Origin of the sequence: Paenibacillus allorhizoplanae, from assembly GCF_927798215.1 — a bacterium.
GTDB classification, from domain to species: domain Bacteria; phylum Bacillota; class Bacilli; order Paenibacillales; family NBRC-103111; genus Paenibacillus_E; species Paenibacillus_E allorhizoplanae.
On the sequence record NZ_CAKMMW010000028.1, the window covers coordinates 1 to 19716 of the forward strand.

17 protein-coding genes and 1 pseudogene are annotated in these 19716 nt (G+C 45.6%); 16 read left to right on the top strand and 2 right to left on the bottom strand.

The features are described from left to right. Positions 1 to 1262: 1262 nt before the first annotated feature. The 8 genes from L6I86_RS30215 to L6I86_RS30250 all read left to right on the top strand — a co-directional run bounded on the left by L6I86_RS30215 (position 1263) and on the right by L6I86_RS30250 (position 10978). Positions 1263 to 2549 (top strand): adenylosuccinate synthase, encoded by a 1287-nt coding sequence (locus L6I86_RS30215; RefSeq protein WP_028557210.1) that lies wholly within the window; start codon positions 1263 to 1265, stop codon positions 2547 to 2549. A gap of 151 nt (positions 2550 to 2700) precedes the next feature. Further along, positions 2701 to 3378 (top strand): hypothetical protein, encoded by a 678-nt coding sequence (locus tag L6I86_RS30220; RefSeq protein WP_236292246.1) that lies wholly within the window; start codon positions 2701 to 2703, stop codon positions 3376 to 3378. Between the two features lie 333 nt (positions 3379 to 3711). Next, positions 3712 to 5253: a peptidoglycan DD-metalloendopeptidase family protein gene (locus tag L6I86_RS30225; RefSeq protein WP_236292248.1), complete on the top strand. Its 1542-nt coding sequence runs from the start codon at positions 3712 to 3714 to the stop codon at positions 5251 to 5253. A 183-nt stretch (positions 5254 to 5436) separates the two neighbouring features. After that, positions 5437 to 6156 carry a response regulator YycF gene (gene yycF / locus L6I86_RS30230; RefSeq protein WP_056622616.1) on the top strand — a complete coding sequence of 240 codons (720 nt, stop codon included), beginning with the start codon at positions 5437 to 5439 and terminating at the stop codon, positions 6154 to 6156. A 2-nt stretch (positions 6157 to 6158) separates the two neighbouring features. Continuing rightward, a complete protein-coding gene (gene walK, locus L6I86_RS30235; protein ID WP_236292250.1) occupies positions 6159 to 7994 on the top strand; it encodes a cell wall metabolism sensor histidine kinase WalK in 1836 nt (611 codons plus the stop codon). Further along, positions 7991 to 9277, top strand: coding sequence for a YycH family regulatory protein (locus tag L6I86_RS30240; RefSeq protein WP_236292252.1), 1287 nt, complete (start codon positions 7991 to 7993; stop codon positions 9275 to 9277). The genes walK and L6I86_RS30240 overlap by 4 nt, the downstream gene beginning before the upstream one ends. 30 nt (positions 9278 to 9307) lie before the next feature. Further along, on the top strand, positions 9308 to 10123 hold the full coding sequence (gene yycI / locus L6I86_RS30245) for a two-component system regulatory protein YycI (protein ID WP_236292254.1): 816 nt from the start codon (positions 9308 to 9310) through the stop codon (positions 10121 to 10123). A gap of 54 nt (positions 10124 to 10177) precedes the next feature. Then, positions 10178 to 10978, top strand: coding sequence for an MBL fold metallo-hydrolase (locus L6I86_RS30250; protein ID WP_236292256.1), 801 nt, complete (start codon positions 10178 to 10180; stop codon positions 10976 to 10978). Here the strand turns inward: L6I86_RS30250 and L6I86_RS30255 are convergent. Next, on the bottom strand, positions 10947 to 11156 hold the full coding sequence (locus L6I86_RS30255; protein WP_056622608.1) for a hypothetical protein: 210 nt from the start codon (positions 11154 to 11156) through the stop codon (positions 10947 to 10949). The genes L6I86_RS30250 and L6I86_RS30255 overlap by 32 nt on opposite strands. 315 nt (positions 11157 to 11471) lie before the next feature. Here L6I86_RS30255 and L6I86_RS30260 point away from each other — a divergent pair, with 315 nt between their 5' ends. Next, the gene (locus L6I86_RS30260; RefSeq protein ID WP_236292257.1) at positions 11472 to 12701 is read left to right on the top strand and encodes a S1C family serine protease; all 1230 of its coding nucleotides are present in this window, start codon (positions 11472 to 11474) and stop codon (positions 12699 to 12701) included. A gap of 79 nt (positions 12702 to 12780) precedes the next feature. Next, positions 12781 to 12948 (top strand): CxxH/CxxC protein, encoded by a 168-nt coding sequence (locus L6I86_RS30265; RefSeq protein ID WP_063795715.1) that lies wholly within the window; start codon positions 12781 to 12783, stop codon positions 12946 to 12948. Between the two features lie 68 nt (positions 12949 to 13016). Here L6I86_RS30265 and L6I86_RS30270 read toward each other — a convergent pair whose 3' ends face one another. Next, complete coding sequence (locus tag L6I86_RS30270; protein WP_236292259.1) at positions 13017 to 13892, bottom strand: LysR family transcriptional regulator; 876 nt, start codon at positions 13890 to 13892, stop codon at positions 13017 to 13019. 114 nt (positions 13893 to 14006) lie between these two features. Here L6I86_RS30270 and L6I86_RS30275 point away from each other — a divergent pair, with 114 nt between their 5' ends. The 6 genes and pseudogenes from L6I86_RS30275 to L6I86_RS30300 all read left to right on the top strand — a co-directional run bounded on the left by L6I86_RS30275 (position 14007) and on the right by L6I86_RS30300 (position 19698). Next, entirely contained in the window at positions 14007 to 15320 is a 1314-nt protein-coding gene (locus L6I86_RS30275; RefSeq protein ID WP_236292261.1) for a purine/pyrimidine permease, read from the top strand. A gap of 223 nt (positions 15321 to 15543) precedes the next feature. After that, positions 15544 to 15645: pseudogene (locus L6I86_RS30280) on the top strand (SDR family oxidoreductase); the annotation flags it as partial. 176 nt (positions 15646 to 15821) lie between these two features. After that, a complete protein-coding gene (gene rlmH / locus L6I86_RS30285) occupies positions 15822 to 16301 on the top strand; it encodes a 23S rRNA (pseudouridine(1915)-N(3))-methyltransferase RlmH (protein ID WP_056622595.1) in 480 nt (159 codons plus the stop codon). A 226-nt stretch (positions 16302 to 16527) separates the two neighbouring features. Then, entirely contained in the window at positions 16528 to 18480 is a 1953-nt protein-coding gene (locus tag L6I86_RS30290; protein WP_236292263.1) for an asparagine synthase-related protein, read from the top strand. Between the two features lie 14 nt (positions 18481 to 18494). After that, positions 18495 to 18653, top strand: a complete 159-nt coding sequence (locus L6I86_RS36010; protein ID WP_236292266.1) for a paeninodin family lasso peptide — start codon at positions 18495 to 18497, stop codon at positions 18651 to 18653. Positions 18654 to 18747: 94 nt separating this feature from the next. Continuing rightward, positions 18748 to 19698 (top strand): phosphoenolpyruvate carboxykinase (ATP), encoded by a 951-nt coding sequence (locus L6I86_RS30300; protein WP_236292268.1) that lies wholly within the window; start codon positions 18748 to 18750, stop codon positions 19696 to 19698. The last annotated feature ends 18 nt before the right edge of the window (positions 19699 to 19716 follow it).

The following is a 19716-nucleotide window of genomic DNA, read 5'->3' on the forward strand; positions in this document are numbered from 1 at the left end:
GCTGGTAGTCGTAGCTATGCGGTAAATGGGCACGTTTGCACTGGCGGAGTGCAGGTAGGCGGGGCACTTCGAGGGCGGTTGGGGCAGCGCGGAGTGATGGATTGACACTTCTCTCTCTACTACCTCTCCCATCTCTCAAAAATGCAAAAATACAACCTTTTTACAAATTTTTGGTTAGGATTGGTAAATGCGTGCAAATAGGCAACCTTTTTAATGTATTTCATGATAATCTCCTGAAATCACTCCAAATTGATGCCTATCTGCATCAATTTACAATAACGAAGGGGGAAACCCATTCGAAAAGTGCTTTTATGCATTTTTGACCGGGGTAGAGGACATGAGCTTGAGAGTTCTTAGAAAATCAAAACAACCATACTCCATCGGGCAATACATAGGTTACCTCCACTACCTACCTTGCTATATTACTCCACATTCTCCTCCTACTTCACATTACTCCACCTCGCCACATTCTTCTCTTTACCCTCACCACTCTCCAAATTACACTCATAACTCCATATTATGTCCTTATTACTCACTACTCATATGGGGGGGGGAGCCGTCGATGCGCTGCATGCATGAAAAGCATCATTACAGTCGGCGGAATCCGAGACAGTGTCGCAATAGTGATGAAAAGCATCGTTACAGCTGAGTTTCAGGTTGAATGTGTCGGGTACACATGCTGTAAGCATGAAAAACATCACTATACGTGGTTACGCCTATAAAGTATTTTTCTCCAGCAAGTGACATAAAATATGCCCTCAAGAGGAATCTTATGGAGAACAGAATGCCTGTGAAACTGGCAATGACAGAGGTTTCCCTTCTTTTAATGGCAGCAACGAAATAGTTTGCGTAATTTCCGAACAATTATACAGACACCCCTATAATCGTTCGTTTTTCATTGACTTTGGCATGGGGGACTGCTAAACTAAAGACGGTGAAAAAACCTTGATCGACAAGCCGGCCCCAGGCAGGTAACTCGAAATAAGGTCGTTTTTTCATGCCGAAGGGTGGGTTTCCTTCCTGCAGATCACTGCCGAAAGAGACCAGATGTTCCTTTGCGGTGAGTAAGTGAGAGTTAGCTCTCTTGTCTGTTGCCGCGTGTAGCAGTGAATAGAGGTAGTTGCATCACCAGAATCGCCAGAGGGAAAGTGCAATGGACGCTGAACGCTTTAGCGCTTTAATGAAGTCCAACTTTCCTCTGTGGTCTTACAGCCATAACGGCTCATTATGGGTGACTAGTCACCGTACGGAGGTAAGTGCATATGTCAACGGTTGTTGTTGTCGGTACGCAATGGGGAGATGAAGGGAAAGGTAAAATCACGGATTTCTTAGCGGAATCTGCTGAGGTTGTTGCGCGTTACCAAGGTGGTAACAATGCAGGCCATACGATCATTATCAGCGGGAAAAAGTACAAGCTGACGATGATTCCTTCCGGTATTTTTTACAGAGATAAAGCTTGTGTGATCGGGAATGGGATGGTTATTAATCCGGCTGCACTCATTGAAGAAATTAATTACATTCATGATAATGGTTTTACAACAACGAACCTGAATATCAGTGATCGCGCGCATGTTATTATGCCGTATCATTTGGTGCTTGACGGTCTGGAAGAAGATCGTAAAGGTGATAGCAAAATCGGTACGACCCGCAAAGGGATCGGCCCTTGTTATATGGATAAAGCAGCTCGTAACGGTATTCGTATCGCGGATTTGATGGATGCGGAAGAGTTCGAATTGAAGCTTCGCCGTATCGTTGCTGAGAAAAACGTATTGATCGAGCAAGTCTACGGTTCGACAGGTCTTGATGTGGAGCCAATCCTCAAAGAATACCTGGCGTACGCAGAAATCATTCGTCCATACGTGAAAGACACATCCGTTATCCTTAACGAATATATCGACCAAGGTCGCAGAGTGTTGTTCGAAGGTGCGCAAGGCGTTATGTTGGATATCGATCAAGGGACATACCCGTATGTTACTTCTTCCAACCCAACAGCTGGCGGTGTGTGTATCGGTTCAGGCGTAGGCCCGACGAAGATTCACAACATCATCGGTGTGGCTAAAGCCTATACGACACGTGTCGGCGACGGTCCTTTCCCAACGGAATTGGATAATGAAATCGGCGCTTGGATTCGTGAAAAAGGCTTCGAATACGGAACGGTAACAGGTCGTCCGCGTCGTGTTGGCTGGTTCGACAGTGTTGTTGTGCGTCACGCAAGACGCGTTAGCGGCATCACGGGCTTGTCCTTGAACTCCATTGACGTTCTGACAGGTCTAGAAACGGTCAAAATTTGCACAGGCTACATGTACCGCGGTGAGTTGATTGAGCACTACCCAGCGAGTTTGAAAGCTATCTCCGAGTGCGAAGCCGTATACGAAGAGCTTCCAGGTTGGACAGAAGATGTTTCTGAAGCTCGTACGCTGAGTGATTTGCCAGAGAACGCAAGACACTATGTAGAGCGTGTATCTCAGCTTACAGGCATCCCGATCGCAATCTTCTCCGTAGGCCGTAACCGTGAACAAACGAATTTGGTTCGTCCTATCTACGCTTAAATCATAGATAACCTAAACAATCCTCTAGGCTGCTTTCGCAGCTTAGGGGATTTTTCTTTTTGCCTACAGGGATATAATGGCAGGGTTTTCGTCCATACTGGGAGGAGAAGCATATCTAGCCGTAAGCAATGTTAGGAGTGATATAAGTCGTATGAAACTATTAACTTGGTTAAGTAAAATCGTCATAAGTACCGTCCTTATTACATCAATTACGATGTTTACAACATGGTACGTGGTGAACATGTACGTGGAGGATATATTTCGACAATATCAGCTACCCGCGATGGGTAAAAAGATTCAATTTGGTGAATTTGCGTCAAGATTGGCGGGCGAGCTGAATATAGTTAAGGGGAAAGACGGGGGGAAGACGGCTGCAGCAGGAGAAAGCCCAACGACGAAGCCTTCGCCAACTCCTAGTCCCAACCCGTCAGGGGCGTTTCCAAGCCCGAGTTCAAGTCCAAATCCGAATGATCAACAACCTGTAGGCGGAATTAGTTCGTCAAGCGGCGGTGTAGACACACCGACTGTGAATCAAGATGATGCGATAGCCGTGATGGGAAGCGCTCGAACGGAGGAGAGCGAGAAGAAGGAGCTTGTCATGTCCACAGAGGATTTTGCGAAAAAGAAAGAAGCCCTCTCGAGCGATGATAAAATGAAAATATTTTCACTTGTTGTCGCTAAGCTGCCGCAGACTGAGGTGCAGACACTATCCGCGATCCTGGAAGATGGGATTACTACGCAAGAACTTGATGAAGTCAATGCGACACTTAAGAAATATTTGAGCGACAAAGAGCTATCACAATTAACAGATATATTAAATAAGTACTAGGCTCAGGGGAAGTTGCTGACCAATGGATCTCAATCCGTAGCTTCCCTTCTAAGTTTCATGCCTTTTCGTCAATTCTCTTAACTAGCAGGCAAATCAGTTGGGATTTCGTACAAAAAAATAGACTTTTAGCGGCTTCTTTTGGTGGTGGACACGAATCTATCACATGGTGATCGAGTATTTTGTTGAAATAGGCACGGAAAGTGTGTTAAATTTAACAAAAGAAAGACAACATAATGGATATTATGTCTAATCAAGGTTTATTTATGCATCTACGAGTATTACTAGGGATGCAAAACCGTTCAAAGGGAGAAGATCATGACAGGTTTCAGGGGAATGCGTTTTGTCATGGATCTCGTTAAGAGATTCACGCCTAAGCGAGAAAGCTTGACCGGAAATGAATCATTATCAGACAAGCAGCTAGAGGAAGTTCAGCCAGTCGATGTTCAGACATCCACGACACTAACGGTAATCAAACGACATAAATGGTCTCTTGCAGTAGGCGTAGGTGTTATTGCACTTACGGGAGTGATTACGTTTGCCGGACATGAGTATGTAGAAGCGGGCATGGACGAAGTTTATCATGTGATGCTTAACAATCAAGAAGTGGGTATCGTAAGCGATACTAAGATAATTGATGAATATAAGAAGAACAAACCGTTAGATGTTCAGAAGAATTTTCCAGATGTTCATGTCGTGCTCAAAACAGACGGAATCACCTACACGTCTGAAAGGGCTTACAATATGAAAACGGACGATTCTGCTGTTATTTCCTCCTTGGATCAATTGCTCATACCGCAACCTGTGGGTGTGGCACTGAAAGTGGATGGCAAGACGGTAGCGATTGTGAAGGACCAGGCAACAGCCGATCAGATTCTGAATCAAGTCAGCGAACCATTTACACCCAAAGGGAAGAATAGCGAAAAAGTAGCTGCCTTATCTACCGGTCTAGGTGAGGATATCTCAACAGCACCATCCGAGCTTGAAAAGGTGGAATTCGTTCAAAAAATCGATAAAGAGGAAGTTCCTATCGATCCAACGGAGTTAGCCAAGCCAGAAGATGTCGTGAAGACCTTACAAACTGGCAATGTTGCACCAGCGAAGTACACCGTTGTTGAAGGTGACTGTGTTTCTTGTATTGCGAAGAAATTAGGCATCACCAAGCAATTTATTTATGATAATAACCCAGGCATTCAAGATGATAAGCTTAAAATCGGGAATCAATTGGACGTTACCGTGCTGAAGCCAACGCTTTCTGTGAAAACGACGGAGAAAATCGTAAAGAATCAAGAGATTCAATACGATACCGAGTATGTGAAAGACGATTCGATGCGCTTAGGCGTCGTCCAACCGATTTCACCAGGAAAGAATGGGCTTAAGAAAGTAACGATTCAAGTGACGAAGGTCGATGGTTTAATGACCGAAGAGCAAGTCGTGAATGAAGAAATCATTGATCAACCCGTCACTGCCAAGGTGAAAAAAGGGACGAAAGTCATCAAAGGTGAAGGTACAGGGAAGTTCGCTTGGCCTGTTATTTCTCCTAGTATCTCAAGTACATTCGGTTATCGTTGGGGCAAGTTACATAAGGGCATCGACATCACAGGTAACAGAAATATTATGGCAGCAGATAATGGCAAAGTCATCGAAACGGGCTACAAGTCAGATTACGGCAATTATATTATTATTAACCATCTCAACGGATATGAAACACTTTATGGACATTTAAGTCAAATTACTACGAAGTCAGGCACCATCGTCGAAAAGGGCGAGAAAATTGGAATTATGGGGAGCACGGGCGACTCTACTGGTGTGCATTTGCATTTTGAAATCCACAGCAGCGGTAGCTTGGAAAATCCTTTAAAATATTTGAACCGTTAATTAGAGATAAGAGGCAAGGTCGAACCGGACAACTCGGGGGCCTTGTCTCTTTTTCATTCAATGTATGTTAAAATAAAGAAGAGTATGTAGGAAATAACTGGGCTGAAAAAATGGATCTAACTCTGGCAGTGGCACGCGATCAGGCGTGTCAGCGTCAGTTACTTTATAGTAGGCGGTGGTCACATGTTTGGGAAAATTCTCGTGGTGGATGACGAACAACCAATTGCAGATATTTTGAAGTTTAACCTGGAGAAAGAGGGCTACCAGGTCATCTGTGCATACGATGGTGGAAGCGCTGTAGAGCTTGCGTTCTCGGAGCAGCCGGACCTGATCCTGCTTGATCTCATGCTGCCTGTGAAGGATGGCATGGATGTATGCCGTGAGGTGCGTTCTAAGCTCAATACGCCGATTATTATGCTGACAGCGAAGGATACCGAGCTGGACAAGGTGCTGGGCTTAGAGATGGGCGCAGACGACTATGTGACGAAGCCATTCGGCACCAGAGAACTGCTGGCCCGAGTAAAGGCGCACCTACGCAGACAAACAAAGGTGCAAACGGCACCGAACGAGCCGGAGGCGCAGCGCAATGGGATGCGCATTCATGCGCTTTTTATCGATAACGACATGTACATGGTTTACAAGGATGGAACACCCCTTGATCTGACACATCGGGAGTTCGAGCTCATTCAATATTTGGCCAAAAACTCAGGCAAAGTGATGACCCGTGAACACCTGCTGCAAGCGGTGTGGGGATTTGAGTACTTCGGCGACGTACGGACCGTCGATGTGACGATTCGCCGCCTGCGCGAGAAGCTGGAGACAGATCCAAGTCGTCCCGAATATATCATGACGCGCAGGGGTCTCGGCTATTTGATGCGCAGTCCTAAAGCCGGAGGCTTCTGAACATGAAGGGCATCCGCTTCTTTCAATCGATTCAAGCGAAGCTAATTATTATTTATGTTCTGCTGATTCTGATCGCGATGCAGCTCATTGGGGTGTATTTCTATAAGACAGTAGAAACATATTTTAAGAATGATTTCCTAGCATCCCGCAATAGTCAGGTCACGCTGCTTGCTGGCTTCGTTGAATCGTATTTGACGGGGGACCAGGAGAGCAAGAATGCGACCGAGGGTAAGAAAACCTACGCGGATTTAAATGAATTCGTGAGCAATCTTTTTTCCATTAATAATGCGGAAATTCAAATCATTGATGCGAATGGTAACGTGATCTCCACGTCGGTTGCGAGTCATTTGAAGCAAAAAAATACACAGCCGGAAGTCATTCGGGCCCTACAAGGGATTAAGGATAATCAGCGGATCTTCACGGACGAGGATGGGTATCGGAAGGTCATTATCGCAAAGCCAGTCGGCAGCGGAGCTCGTGTCTTAGGGGCGGTGTACATTATTGCCTCCATGGAAGATGTGTACAAAACGATTCGTTCCATTAACCGGATTCTCATTTCGGCGACGTTGATTGCGCTGGGCTTGACTGCCTTATTAGGTGTTCTCCTAACGAGTACGATTACGAACCCTATTAAAGAGATTACGAAGCAGGCAACTGCAGTAGCTGAGGGGAATTTTGATCAACAGGTCATCATTCAAGGGACTGATGAGATCGGGCAGCTGGGGCAGACCTTTAATTTTATGATGAATCGACTGAAAGAGGCGCTCTCGCTCAATGAAGAAGAGAAGGAGAAGCTTGCTTCCATTCTAACGAATATGAATGATGGCGTTATCGCTACGGATGATAGAGGACAAGTCATCGTATTGAATCGCCGGGCGAAGCAAATTTTGCAAGTGGAAGAAGAAACAACGCTAGGATTGGATATATCCGAAGTCATCGGGATTCCGATAGATACGATCCGCGGCTTGGTCACCGGGCAAGTAAATACGACATTGCTGGATATTCAACTGCCTGACGACGAGGATGAACAATTGTCGGTTCGTATTACTTTTACGCCGATTCATAAGCGAGGCGAGGGCCAGCATGGGATCATTGCGGTGCTGCAGGACGTAACGGATCAGGAGAAGCTGGAGCAGGCCAGACGAGAGTTCGTAGCGAACGTGTCGCATGAGCTGCGCACGCCGTTGACGACGATCAAGAGCTACCTCGAGGCGCTCGATGACGGAGCGATCGAGGAGCCTCAGCTCGCCTCACGCTTCATCAGCGTGACACGCAGCGAAACCGAGCGGATGATCCGCTTGGTGACGGATCTCTTGCATCTGTCGCGACTGGATTCGAAGCAGTCGATGATGAGCAAGTCCTCGACGCTCGTCAGCGAAATGCTGGAGGAGGTCGCGGACCGGTTTTCTTTTCAGCTGCAGCAACGGAAAATTCGAATTATGTTACACGTGGAACATGGTGTAACCAGTTTACTGCTTGATCGGGATAAGATTGATCAGGTGCTCGATAATTTGGTATCCAATGCGATTAAATATACCGGTGATGAAGGTACCATTCGCTTGGAAGCTCGCAAGATAGATAAAGAGATGCTGGAAATATCCGTGCAAGATAACGGAATGGGGATTCCGAAGAAGGATCTTTCTCGGATTTTCGACCGGTTCTATCGCGTTGATAAAGCACGCTCTCGCAACATGGGGGGGACTGGTTTAGGTCTGTCCATTGCCCGGGAAATAGTGAAAGCACATGGTGGAACGATTGCCTTAGAGTCAGAGTTGGGTCAAGGAACGCGCGTCGTATTTACGTTGCCTATTAGGCAGGAAGAGGAGGGGGAAGTATGATAGAGAGCCTGAAATCGGTCCTGCTCGTTCTATTGATTGGAACAAGCTTGTATCAGAGCTTTATCCTAGCTTCTTACAGCCCTCCGAAGATCGAGCCGATAAGGCAAAGCAACTATGTACAAACAGAGACGCTCGGTAAGCAAGCGGAGCTATCTGACATGCTATTCCCGGATCAACTGATCATTCACTTAGGAAATCAGCAGCATTCCGTGTTGTACCCAAGTAATTACTACTACACCAGATTGCTGGATAATATTAAGCAACGTAGCTTCAAAGGCTTTCGCAAGACGTCCATGTATCTCGTCAATGTGAACTGGGAAGAAGTTCGGACCAAGCAGCTTGGTGTGGAGATTCGATTCCGGGAAGGGATTCCCTTCTCCATTCTGCAGCAGCTATTCCGAATTGAAGGTGAAATGCCCGTTGAAAATGATAAAATAACGAAGATTTGGATCTACTCCAAAGGGACGAATGATGAGGTTCGCGCATTCTTTTTCACGGATTCGCCAGGTGTTGGTTATGAAGTCATTGGGGCGGATTTCACGAGTAAAGACGTTGAGAATTTCGTGGCCTATGGGGAGCCAAGCAATTTATACAAGACGATGAATGGCGGCGATTATTATCTACCGTTGAAATCGCTCCATCTACCTAGCTTTACATTCACGTATACCCAGCTAACGGCGGATCAATTGAAGCAAAGTTTATTCGTAGACCCTGGCATTACGCGCTATCTGAAGGAACGGGATGGGTCGGAGATCTACACGGATAGCAAGCGTGGCTTTCAACTGAATCGAGACCAACGGTGGGTGACGTATTTCGATCCGGTAGCACCAGCGGCTAGTAAAACCGAGGTGTTGGAAGATTTGATGGCTGGCATCAAATTTATCAATCAGCATATTGGTTGGGACGGCAAATATATGGTAGCCCGCACCCCAGAGAAACAACTGGACAACCAGACGTTCATATTCCGCCAGTACTATGAATCACTTCCGATTGTAACCGCACAGCCAGAAGGTTTTGGAACGATGAACATGCAAGTGCAGAAAGGTGTTATCTCAGGATTCGAACGGTCCATGGTGATTCCTGATCTGAAATCGGGGCAACGCAAAGAGAATGAATTGATGTCAGGCGAAGCCATAGAGCAACGCTTACAGTACTATCAACGTCGCTCTAGCATCGTTTCTATATTCCCAGCGTATCGTCCGGTTATTTCGGATAAGACAGTAACATTAACAAGTACGTGGGCTATAGAGCTGCGTGATGGTACCTATGATTTTATTGAATAAACAGAATGACAGGGATTGGTTGGTGAGATTATGAATTGGAGTAGGGCCAAGACGATTTTGATCGCTTCATTTTTACTGTTGAATATGATTCTCGGCTTCCAGCTGTGGTCCACCAATCGTTCCAATCAGACTGGCGTATCTTTGGATCCATCTAGTACTGTGGAGGATTTGAACCGTGCGCTCCGCAATAAAAATATTCGGCTTACGGACGAGCTTCCATCAGATCCGCCTAAGTTGAAAGTCATCACGGTGAAATATGATGATAGTATCAAGCCGGGCGAGGAGAAAACGCTCAAAACACCAATATACATGAGTGCGCTGCTCGGTAAAGGCGCAAGTAAGGAAGTTCAGACGCTTTCGGAGATTCCTAACTTCACGATGTATCAGCTAGACTCAGCGATTAGTCGAGACGGAATCTATGTATTCTCGCAATTGTATGGCAAGATTCCACTTTTTGATGTGATGGTCGAGTTGAATGAGAAAAATGGAGAAATTACCAGTTACCGTCAAGCTTTCGTTGAAGTAGAATCAGAGGTAGAACAGACGGAGCAGAAGATGATTTCGGCCCAATTAGCGGTCCGCAGCTTGGTGGACAATTATTTAAGCGATGGTTCCATCATTACCGAGGTTCGGTTGGGGTATCACGGACAACCTTATAACTCGCAAACACAGCCTATGTATCCGCACTGGCGGGTAACGATTGATAACGGAGATATTTATTATTTACAAGCCTTCAATGGTGCGGTGGAGAAGGGGGCTGCGCTTACACCCTTTGGTCTGAAAGGTGATGGAGAGGCATCCACTGCTTCTCCAGCCACAGGTGCAAAGAACACGCCGAAGAAGTAACAATAACAAGGAATAACCAACTGGCACACAGGTAGGCATAGAGGAGTAGGGAAGATGGGAATTCGATTTACGGTGTTATCAAGTGGTTCAACGGGGAATGCAACGGTTGTCGACAACGGTGAGGTTAAGCTGCTAGTTGACGTAGGCTTCAGTGCGAAGAAGATGGAGCTGTTAATGAAGGAGCGGGAACTCGCCGCGAGTAGTATTGACGGCATTCTCGTCACGCACGAGCATTCTGACCATATTAAGGGACTCGGTGCGTTCGCTCGGAAATATGATGTGCCGATATACGCCAATGAGAAGACGTGGGTGGAGTTAGATCGTCAAATTGGTGTGATCGCCGAAGGCAACAAGCGTGTGATGGAGACAGGCGGCTTAGAGGAGTTCGGTTCTATGAAAGTGGAATCCTTCGGGATTTCGCATGATGCGGCGGAGCCGGTGGGTTACGTCTTTTATGAAGGCGAACAGAAGTTAAGTGTTGTAACGGATCTCGGATATATGAGCGAAAAGGTGAAGGAAAAGATCTCGGATTCGGATGCCTTGGTTCTGGAAACGAACCATGATGTGGACATGCTGCGCGTGGGGCATTACCCATGGAGCATTAAGCGACGCATTCTCGGAGACAAGGGACATTTATCCAACGAAGCCGCAGGGGAAGCGCTCTGTGATATCATGACGAATAAGACGAAATCTGTCTATATGGCGCACCTTAGCCGTGATCATAACTTAATGGATTTGGCCAGGCTAACCGTGAATAGCATAGTACAAGAGCGAGCGCCCGAGGCGAAACAGCTGCGGCTGATGGATACGTATTTTGACCGTTCTACGAAATGGGATGTATTGGATTCGGAGTAAGTGCAGCGTCGAGTTCCTGGGACTTGAGCTGGATTTCTTGTGCGGTGATAAGACCTTTATCAATCAACACCTGAATGAGAGATGAGAGGACGAGCGACTGGTGATAGTGGCTTTCCTTAAGGTCTGCAAGCTTACCAATCATATTAATTTCTTCAAAATGAGATGGAATACGGTTCATAGTGGCATTCTCCTTTAAAATAAGGTCTACTAAAGTTTCCTAATACTCTAGTAATTCGGTGAGAGATTTGGTTTACTATTATTGTAGGCAAGAAGCGAGTGAAACATTCCTATTATTTGAAATAAACGATTACACCATCCAACTTGGATAGGAGCGTTTATCGAAAAATATAAGAATCGTATAAAGTGAAACAGATACATCTTATATTTTGCAAAAAACCAATCACAGGGCGACGATGTGTTCGAGACCCATCCATGGTTTGAAATAAAGCAAGGCGAGTGAGCTTCAAACCCCGTCAGCGAGGAGGGACCTGAAATGAGTTTGTTTGATGATGATTTTTATTCGACCAAAAGGTCCAGAAGGCGCGAGCCGGTTTGGCGTCCCAAAGGGACAGGGAATTTCACGAGTTTCACAAACATCGCTGGTCGAAGACGGTATGTAGCCCTCATCGCAGGATTCATTGGGGCAATAGGCATGCTCATCGTGGTAGGAATCGTTCACGCTATTGGCGGAAGTACCTCATCAGAAAACGCACTTGCGATTCCTGTAGTGGCCAAAGCGGACGTACATCCGATGAATAGCAATGATTCGGTTGTTGCGGCAACGGACAAAATAAAACCAGCCGTGGTCAGTGTTATCTCTTCAAAGAAGGACGATGCGGGGCAAGAAACGGGCATTGGCATCGGATCAGGCGTCATGTTCGCACGCAGCGGGGATAAAGTTCGCATTGTGACGAATAGCCATGTTGTGGAGAACGGAAACCAATTCGAAATCGTGAACTTCGAAGGCGAGCACCGCAAAGCGACGTTGGTTGGCCGCGATCGGATTACCGATCTGGCTGTATTAGAGGCGGATGGCAAAGATGTGAAAATACTTGCTGAGTTCGGCGATTCCGACAAACTAAGAGCGGGCGAAATGGCGATTGCCGTGGGCAATCCGTTAGGTCTTGGCTTCTCGCCAACCGTGACGCAAGGCATCGTTTCTTCCCCGAAGCGGACGATACCTGTCTCGCTTTCGCGGGAAGGCACCGATTATGACTGGGAAATGGATGTCATCCAAACGGATGCCGCGATTAACCAAGGCAACAGCGGGGGACCTCTGGTCAATATCGAGGGCAAAGTGATCGGCATCAATTCGATGAAGATTTCGGACACAGGCGTTGAAGGATTAGGATTTGCAATCCCGATTAATAGTGTGACACCGATTATTGATAGTCTCATCAAGGACCACAAGGTGAAACGACCGTTGATTGGTGTGTCGACGCAGGAGCTGCAAGCATTTAAAGGGACGGATGTATTAAAGCTACCTGCAGATGTCAAAACTGGAGTTATCGTCTTTGATGTGTCAGGACCTGCGAAGGAAGCGGGATTGAAGGCGCAAGATGTGATCGTGCAGTTGGATGATCGAAAGATTGAGAGCACGATAGGGCTTAGGAAGTATCTTTACAACGAGAAGAAGATCGGCGATAAGATCAACGTGGTGTACTATCGCGGCGGGAAGAAGCTGACGACGGTGTTGACGTTGGTTGAGGCGACGGATAAGTAGTGGAAGCGTAAGTGTAAGAACAGGGTCAAGTGAAAGAATAGAAATCTACAGAGCCGCCAGCGGATGAGAGGTACTAAACATGCATGTCGTTTGTAAAGATCATGTGGAAATAGCCATAGATGAATTTGTTGATGAGTATGAGGAAGCGCCAGATGTGGTGGATTTGCAGAAAACCCACTTTGCCCACTGGGCACCGCCTGAGCACTGCGAGCATTGCCAGTCATTATCACGTTTTCTAATCGTATGAGGGAGGCCTAAGGGCCTCTTTTTTCTTTGTCCTATGCCAGGGGATAGCCCCAAACAAACACGCTAATGTTATTGAGCTTCTTGCATAAGCTCGATAAAATGCTGGGCTGCATTGGATACATGGCGATCCTTCAGCCATATTAATCCGGTTGCTAATTTGAGCTGACTGTCTGCGATTTCATAAGCTTGGAACGCATATTCGCGATGCAATTTAACAATGGATTCCGGTACAATCGTAGTTGCATCCCCAGAGGATACCCAGTCCAATAGCGTGACCATATCGGAACATTCCCCGATTACGTTAGGCTGCAAGCCGCGTTCGGTGAATTGATCGATGATACTATGATACAGCCCAAGCCCCTCTGTACTAGGCAAAATGAGCGGATAACGATGAATATCAGCGTAAGTGAATGCCTGTGATTCCGACGCGAAGGACTTAGCTGTAACGAAATAAAACGGTTCAGATTGCAGCTGGATGACTTCAAAATCACTTAATTCCATCGGGAGCCGGATGATAGCAAGCTCGATGGTATGTTCTCGAATAAGCCGAAGCAGCTGCGCAGATTCATTCTGTTGTATTTTATACGTAACCTCTGGATAGCGGGTTTTAAAAATACGCAGCAATTGCGGCAGTTGGGCCGAGGACAGTGTGTTAACGCCTATTCTTAACTTGCCGCGCGTACCTTTGCCGATCTCTTTTACATCATTCTCCGCTTCCTCGATAAGCTTCGTTAAATGTAGGGCGTGCTTATATAAGGCCTGTCCGGCTTCGGTCAGTTCGATGACTTTACCTGTTCGTAGAATAAGCTCGACGCCGAGCTCTTGCTCCATGAGCTTCAATTGTTGTCCTAGCGGGGGTTGTGTCATGTGCAATCTTTGGGCGGCAGCTGTAATTTGCTTCTCTTCAGCGATTGCGATGAAATAGCGAAGTTGGCGAATATCCATCGTAGTGACGATTCCTTTCCAAACGATAAAAGTATGAAAACCAAAGGATATAGATATTTTTCGTATGCTTATCGATATGATACCATAGAACCCGATAGAAAAGGGGGAGCGTTTATGCTTCGAAAGTATCATTCCAATCCGTATTTACATGTTCTACAATGGTTTATTTTTATGACCGCTAGTTCCGTGGCACTTCCTATCGTAATTGGTGGTCTTTTTCATTTGTCTCAAGACGAAATTGCCTCGTTGATGCAGCGTACATTTTTCGTAGTCGGGCTCAGTTCAATGCTGCAAGCAGCACTCGGGCATCGGTTTCCGATCGTGGATGGTCCAGCAGGCTCATGGGTAAGCGTGTTTGTCATGATGGCCGGTATCTCCGTGAACCAGGGTCACACTGCCAAAGAAGCGCTGCAGGTTCTAGAAGGCGGGCTGCTAATGGCCGGTGTGTTGTTGTTTTTACTGGGCATAACAGGCCTCTTTTATAAACTCCTTAATCTATTTACACCACTGGTGACGAATTTATTCTTGTTCATCTTGTCTTTGCAGCTGAGTGGTGTGTTTCTAAAAGGCATGTTCGGCTTGAAAGCAGGGCAAGGGGCCGTAGATTATGGAACGATTCTGATCTCGTTAGCGGTATTCGGTGGCGTAGTGTTCCTGAATGTAAAAGGGAAAGGATGGACGCGTAACTATGCCGTACTGCTAGGGATTACCGGCGGTTGGGTGCTTCAAGCATTGGCCGTCGGAGGGGGGACTAGTGCTGGATCGGCTTCTGTTGCTTGGATTAAACTTCCCGATATATGGGCGTGGGGATCCCCCCAGTTGAATCCAGGCATGGCTTTAACGGCCGCGCTATTTACACTAATCCTTGTTTCAAATCTTGTTGCAGCTATTACAGCGGCTCAGCAGGCCGTACCGAGGAAGGAACTCCCTGGCAAGGATGTCTACAATCGGGCTAGCCTAATTGCAGGCGTTTCTCACGGACTTTCAGCTTTATTTTCCGCTGTCGGCGTCGTCTCACTCCCGGTTACGGCGAGTTTTATCAAAATGACGGGGCAAACGAGAAGAATGCCGTTCATCATCGCATGTTTGGCACTCTCAGCAATTGCACTTGTCCCTTCGATCGTTCATTTTCTTGCCCAGTTGCCTACGTCAGTAGCCAGTGCAGTCTCATTGGCGACCTTCGTGCAAATGACCAGTAACTCGTTCTCCTCCTTGTCGCGCGTCGTTCAAACACAGCGTCAGTTGACGATTCTGGGAATCGGAATTCTTGTCGGTGCCGGATTCACCCTCATCGCGGCTTCACCTTTGCCTGAGCTTCCTGTAGTCATGCAATATGCGTTTGGTAACGGGCTGTTAGTTGCCACTGTAGTGGTCATGGCCCTTGAGCGTTTCTGGCAGACGGACCACAGATTGATCGTTTCGAACTAAAAGAAAGAGCCAAGTTCCTCTATGGGAGGAAACTGGCTCTTTGTTCTGTTTATCGGGCTTTCAGGTAATCAATCAGAATGTTCTTGAGAATAGTCAACTGCTGCTCGTTGTCCAAATCGGACTCCAGTAGGAGAATGTTTTTCTGCAGTGACAGTTTTTTGGAAAGAGACCGAAGGTGTTAATGATAGTAGTCAAGGTCTCCTTAACCGGAAGATCGGATCGACGATCTGCCTATGGCGCTTCCAAAGCAGCTGTTGTGAACCTCACTCGATATATCGCCGCGCAATATGGCAAAGATAAGATTCGCTGCAGGGCAGGCCATCCAAGTTGAGTCTGGAGTTGGTATAACTCTAGGCTTTTTTGGCGTGAAAGGGTGCTATTGGTACGCATATGCATCGAGTGGTATGATGGGAGGAATGAATGATTACATGAGAGAAAAGAATGAATATTGAATGATTTTGAAAGAGATAAAAATAAATGGGATAAGTGAAGGGGTACGTTATGCATATACAGATACTGACCGTTGGGAAATTAAAAGAGCGCTATCTCGTGGATGGGATCGCGGAGTACGTTAAACGTCTTGGCCCGTATGCCAAGATGCAGATGATTGAGGTGCCGGATGAGAAGGCACCCGAGAACATGAGCCCTGCTGAGGAGCAGCAGGTGCGGGATCGTGAGGGCGCGCGGCTGCTGGCTGCGCTGCGTCCGGATGTGTACGTCGTGGCGCTGGCCATCGACGGCGAGATGTGGTCGAGCGAGCAGCTGGCGAGCTCGCTCGATAAGTTGGCCACCTATGGGCGGAGCCAGGTGGCCTTCGTTATAGGCGGCTCGCTGGGGCTGTCGAGCGAGCTGCTGCGCCGTGCGGATATGCGGCTGAGCTTCGGCCGCATGACGTTGCCGCACCAGCTGATGCGGCTGGTGCTGGTGGAGCAGATTTATCGCGCGATGCGGATAAATCGGGGAGAACCTTATCACAAATGACGCCAATCATAAATAAACAAAGGAATTACAAAAACCGACATGCCGTTACAGACAACGAAGAGAACGGTTTTATAAGTGATTAAACTAACATAAATTCCCAGTTGACATCAATAGAAATAGGTTGTAATTTATAATTACGTTCTTTATAAAGAACATATTTAAAAGTAATAACGAACAGTGTAACATTGTCCATTTTTGCAATCAAAAATATAAGGTGGGAAAATGCTTGAGCGCAATCAGTGGCATTTATTATATGGACAATGAGACTATGAAAATAGAAGATGGCGCAATTTTAATGAAAGGCTTAACGCAATATCCATCCGATGATATTCAAATTTGGCACAGTGACAACATTTTTTTTGGCTGTCATGCACAATGGATTACTCCTGAGTCGGTTGGTGAGAGGCTACCTCGATTTAGTGAAGAAAAGCATTTGGCGATTACCGCAGACGCGATTATTGATAATCGACAAGAATTGTTTGAAAGACTTCAAGTAGATCATACATCAAGAAAGAATATGACAGATAGTGAATTGATTTTACTAGCCTATTTAAAGTGGGAAGAGGAAGCTCCGAAGTATTTAATCGGTGATTTTGCCTTCATGATATGGGATTTGAGGAAAAAGCTGCTTTTTGGGGCTAGAGACTTTTCAGGGACTCGGTCACTTTTCTTTTATCGGGATCCCAATCGCTTCGCCTTTTGTACAACGATTGAACCTCTGCTCAATCTTTCATATGTTTCAAAAAGTATAAATGAGCATTGGTTTGCCGAATTCCTGGTTATACCAAGCATGGTTGATGCCGTAGATACTTCATCTACCGCTTACAAAAATATTGAACAAATTCCTCCTTCGCACAGTATCACCATATGTGATGGGAAAGTCAGACTTTCAAGATATTGCAAAATATCATTTCAAGAGCTGCTGAAGTTCAAGAAAAATGAAGAATACGAAGAAGCATTTCAGGCGGTATTCCAAGAGGCTGTTACAGCTAGAACTCGTACCCATGGCGAGGTTGGAGCACAATTGAGCGGAGGACTAGATTCTGGCGCAGTAGTAAGCTTTGCAGCAAAAGCATTAAGTGGGGGAAATAAACAATTACAAACCTTCAGTTACATACCAGAAGATCATTTTAGAGATTGGACACCCCATAGTTATGCAGCCGATGAAAGACCTTTTATAAAAGCAACGGTAGATTATGTAGGCAATATTTCAGATCATTATCACAATTTTGCAGGGGACAATCCCCTAACTGATCTTGATGATTCCCTGGAGCTTATGGGAGCGCCGTATAAGTTTTTCGAAAATTTTTTTTGGTTAAAAGGAATTCACGAGAAGGCCCATCAAAAAGGGGTAAAAGTACTGTTAACCGGAGCAAGAGGCAATTACTCCATTTCGTGGGGGTCTTGGAACATGACAGTTAACTACTACGCGTCTCTTTTTAAAAGGTTAAGATGGGCGCGACTTTATCAAGAACTTGATCAGTATTGTACGAACTTTAAAACAGGAAAATCAGTCATGCTTCCCGTCGTCTTGAAAAAAGCATTTCCGTCTATTTATCGAAGTTCTTCCCTACATGAGCCTTCTGACAATCAAAATCAAACACTCATTAGTGCATCATTTGCACAAAGAACAAATGTTTTTGCAAAACTTTTGGAAAATGGTATTGATATAACCGGGACGTCAAAAGAAGATCCGTATGAAATCAGGAAAAAGCATTTTGAACAGCTGTATTATTGGAATAAAAACGGGATGGCCACTACGAAACTATCTTTACGTTACTCCTTATGGGATCGTGATCCTACAAATGATTTACGAGTCATACGTTTTTGTCTGGCTGTGCCAGAAGAACAATACGTTCAGGGTGGCTTACAACGATCGCTAATTCGAAGATCAACTAAAAACATGCTTCCTGATAAGGTTAGATTAAACCAACAAGTTCGCGGCATCCAAGGGGCTGATGTCATACATCGTATAGCTTCAAATTGGCATGCTTTTATTGAGGAGCTAAACCAGCTTGTACGTGATCCCAGAGTTTCAGAGATGCTTAATATGGATGTAATAAAAAGGGCAATTACAAATATCGGGCATAATCCCCGCCCAGAACTCGCGTTTGATAACGAATTTAAATTGTTAACACGTAGTTTAATGGTTTATCGGTTTATTAAAAAGTTTACATGAGAGGGGGTGAGTACATGAAAAATAGTTGGGTAGCACCAGTATTGGAAGTTCTTGATGTTAGCTTTACAATGGGTGGACCAGGGAATGCGATCGCTGACAGTTATTGCACGAATAACCAGGATTTCGAAAATCATGACGATATGTCAAATAACAGCTGTCAAATGGGCAGCTAACTTATGCATAGTATCTGTAGCCCTTATACCTTACAAAGTATAGGGGTTTTTTACTAAGTATGACCCAATTAATCACTTAGGGAGAATTGCCTATATGATACATACAAATGAAAAAGCCATGTATAGAGCGTTTGGATTGAACGTAAGCAGCGAAATTAGCTTGCCTGAATTGACGGCTGCAAATCATAAGGACCAAAGTGATATTACGATCGAAATCGATGAGTTATCGCGTTTATGGTCAATATTAGCTGTTCCTAACGAGTCTTTTATCATTAGAGAGAACTTCGTTATGTTTGAAGTCCCTGATACGGCTATCTACGCGATAAAAAATGGAAGCAAGATTACGGTGGAACCTAAGGCGGGTTGTGACGAGGATGAGCTCCGCCTCTATTTGCTGGGGACTTGTATGGGCGCGATCATGATGCAGCGTAAAATTTTGCCGCTGCATGGGAGTGCCGTTGTTATAAATGGCAAGGCTTATGCTTTCGTAGGTGAATCAGGTGCTGGTAAATCTACTTTAGCCTCTGCTTTTCTTAGTGAAGACTATCAACTTTTGAGTGATGATGTAATTCCTGTGACGATATCGCCAGACCATATTCCTTATATTACACCAGCATATCCACAGCAGAAATTATGGTTAGAAAGTTTAAATGAGCTTGGTCTGGAATCAAGTAGGTATCGCCCCGTCATTCATAGAGCTACTAAATATGCCGTACCCGTACCAGCCCAATTTGCTTCGGAGCCAATACCGCTCGCGGGTGTATTCGAACTAGTCAAAACAGAGAATGAACAGATTGAATTAGTTCCAACCCCAAAACTTGAACGATTGCTTACCTTGTTCCGTCATACGTATCGAAATTTTATAATTTCTCCTTCAGGTTTAATGCAATGGCATTTTACTACTACTGCAAGCATTCTCAGAAAAATTGATGTATACCGGTTAAGCCGTCCAGGTACTGGCTTCACAGCTTATGAGCTTGCTTCCTTAGTCATAGAGACAATAGAAAACGAAAAACTGGCCCATTTATCTAGAGGCTTTATATAATAAGCAGGAAGGGAACAA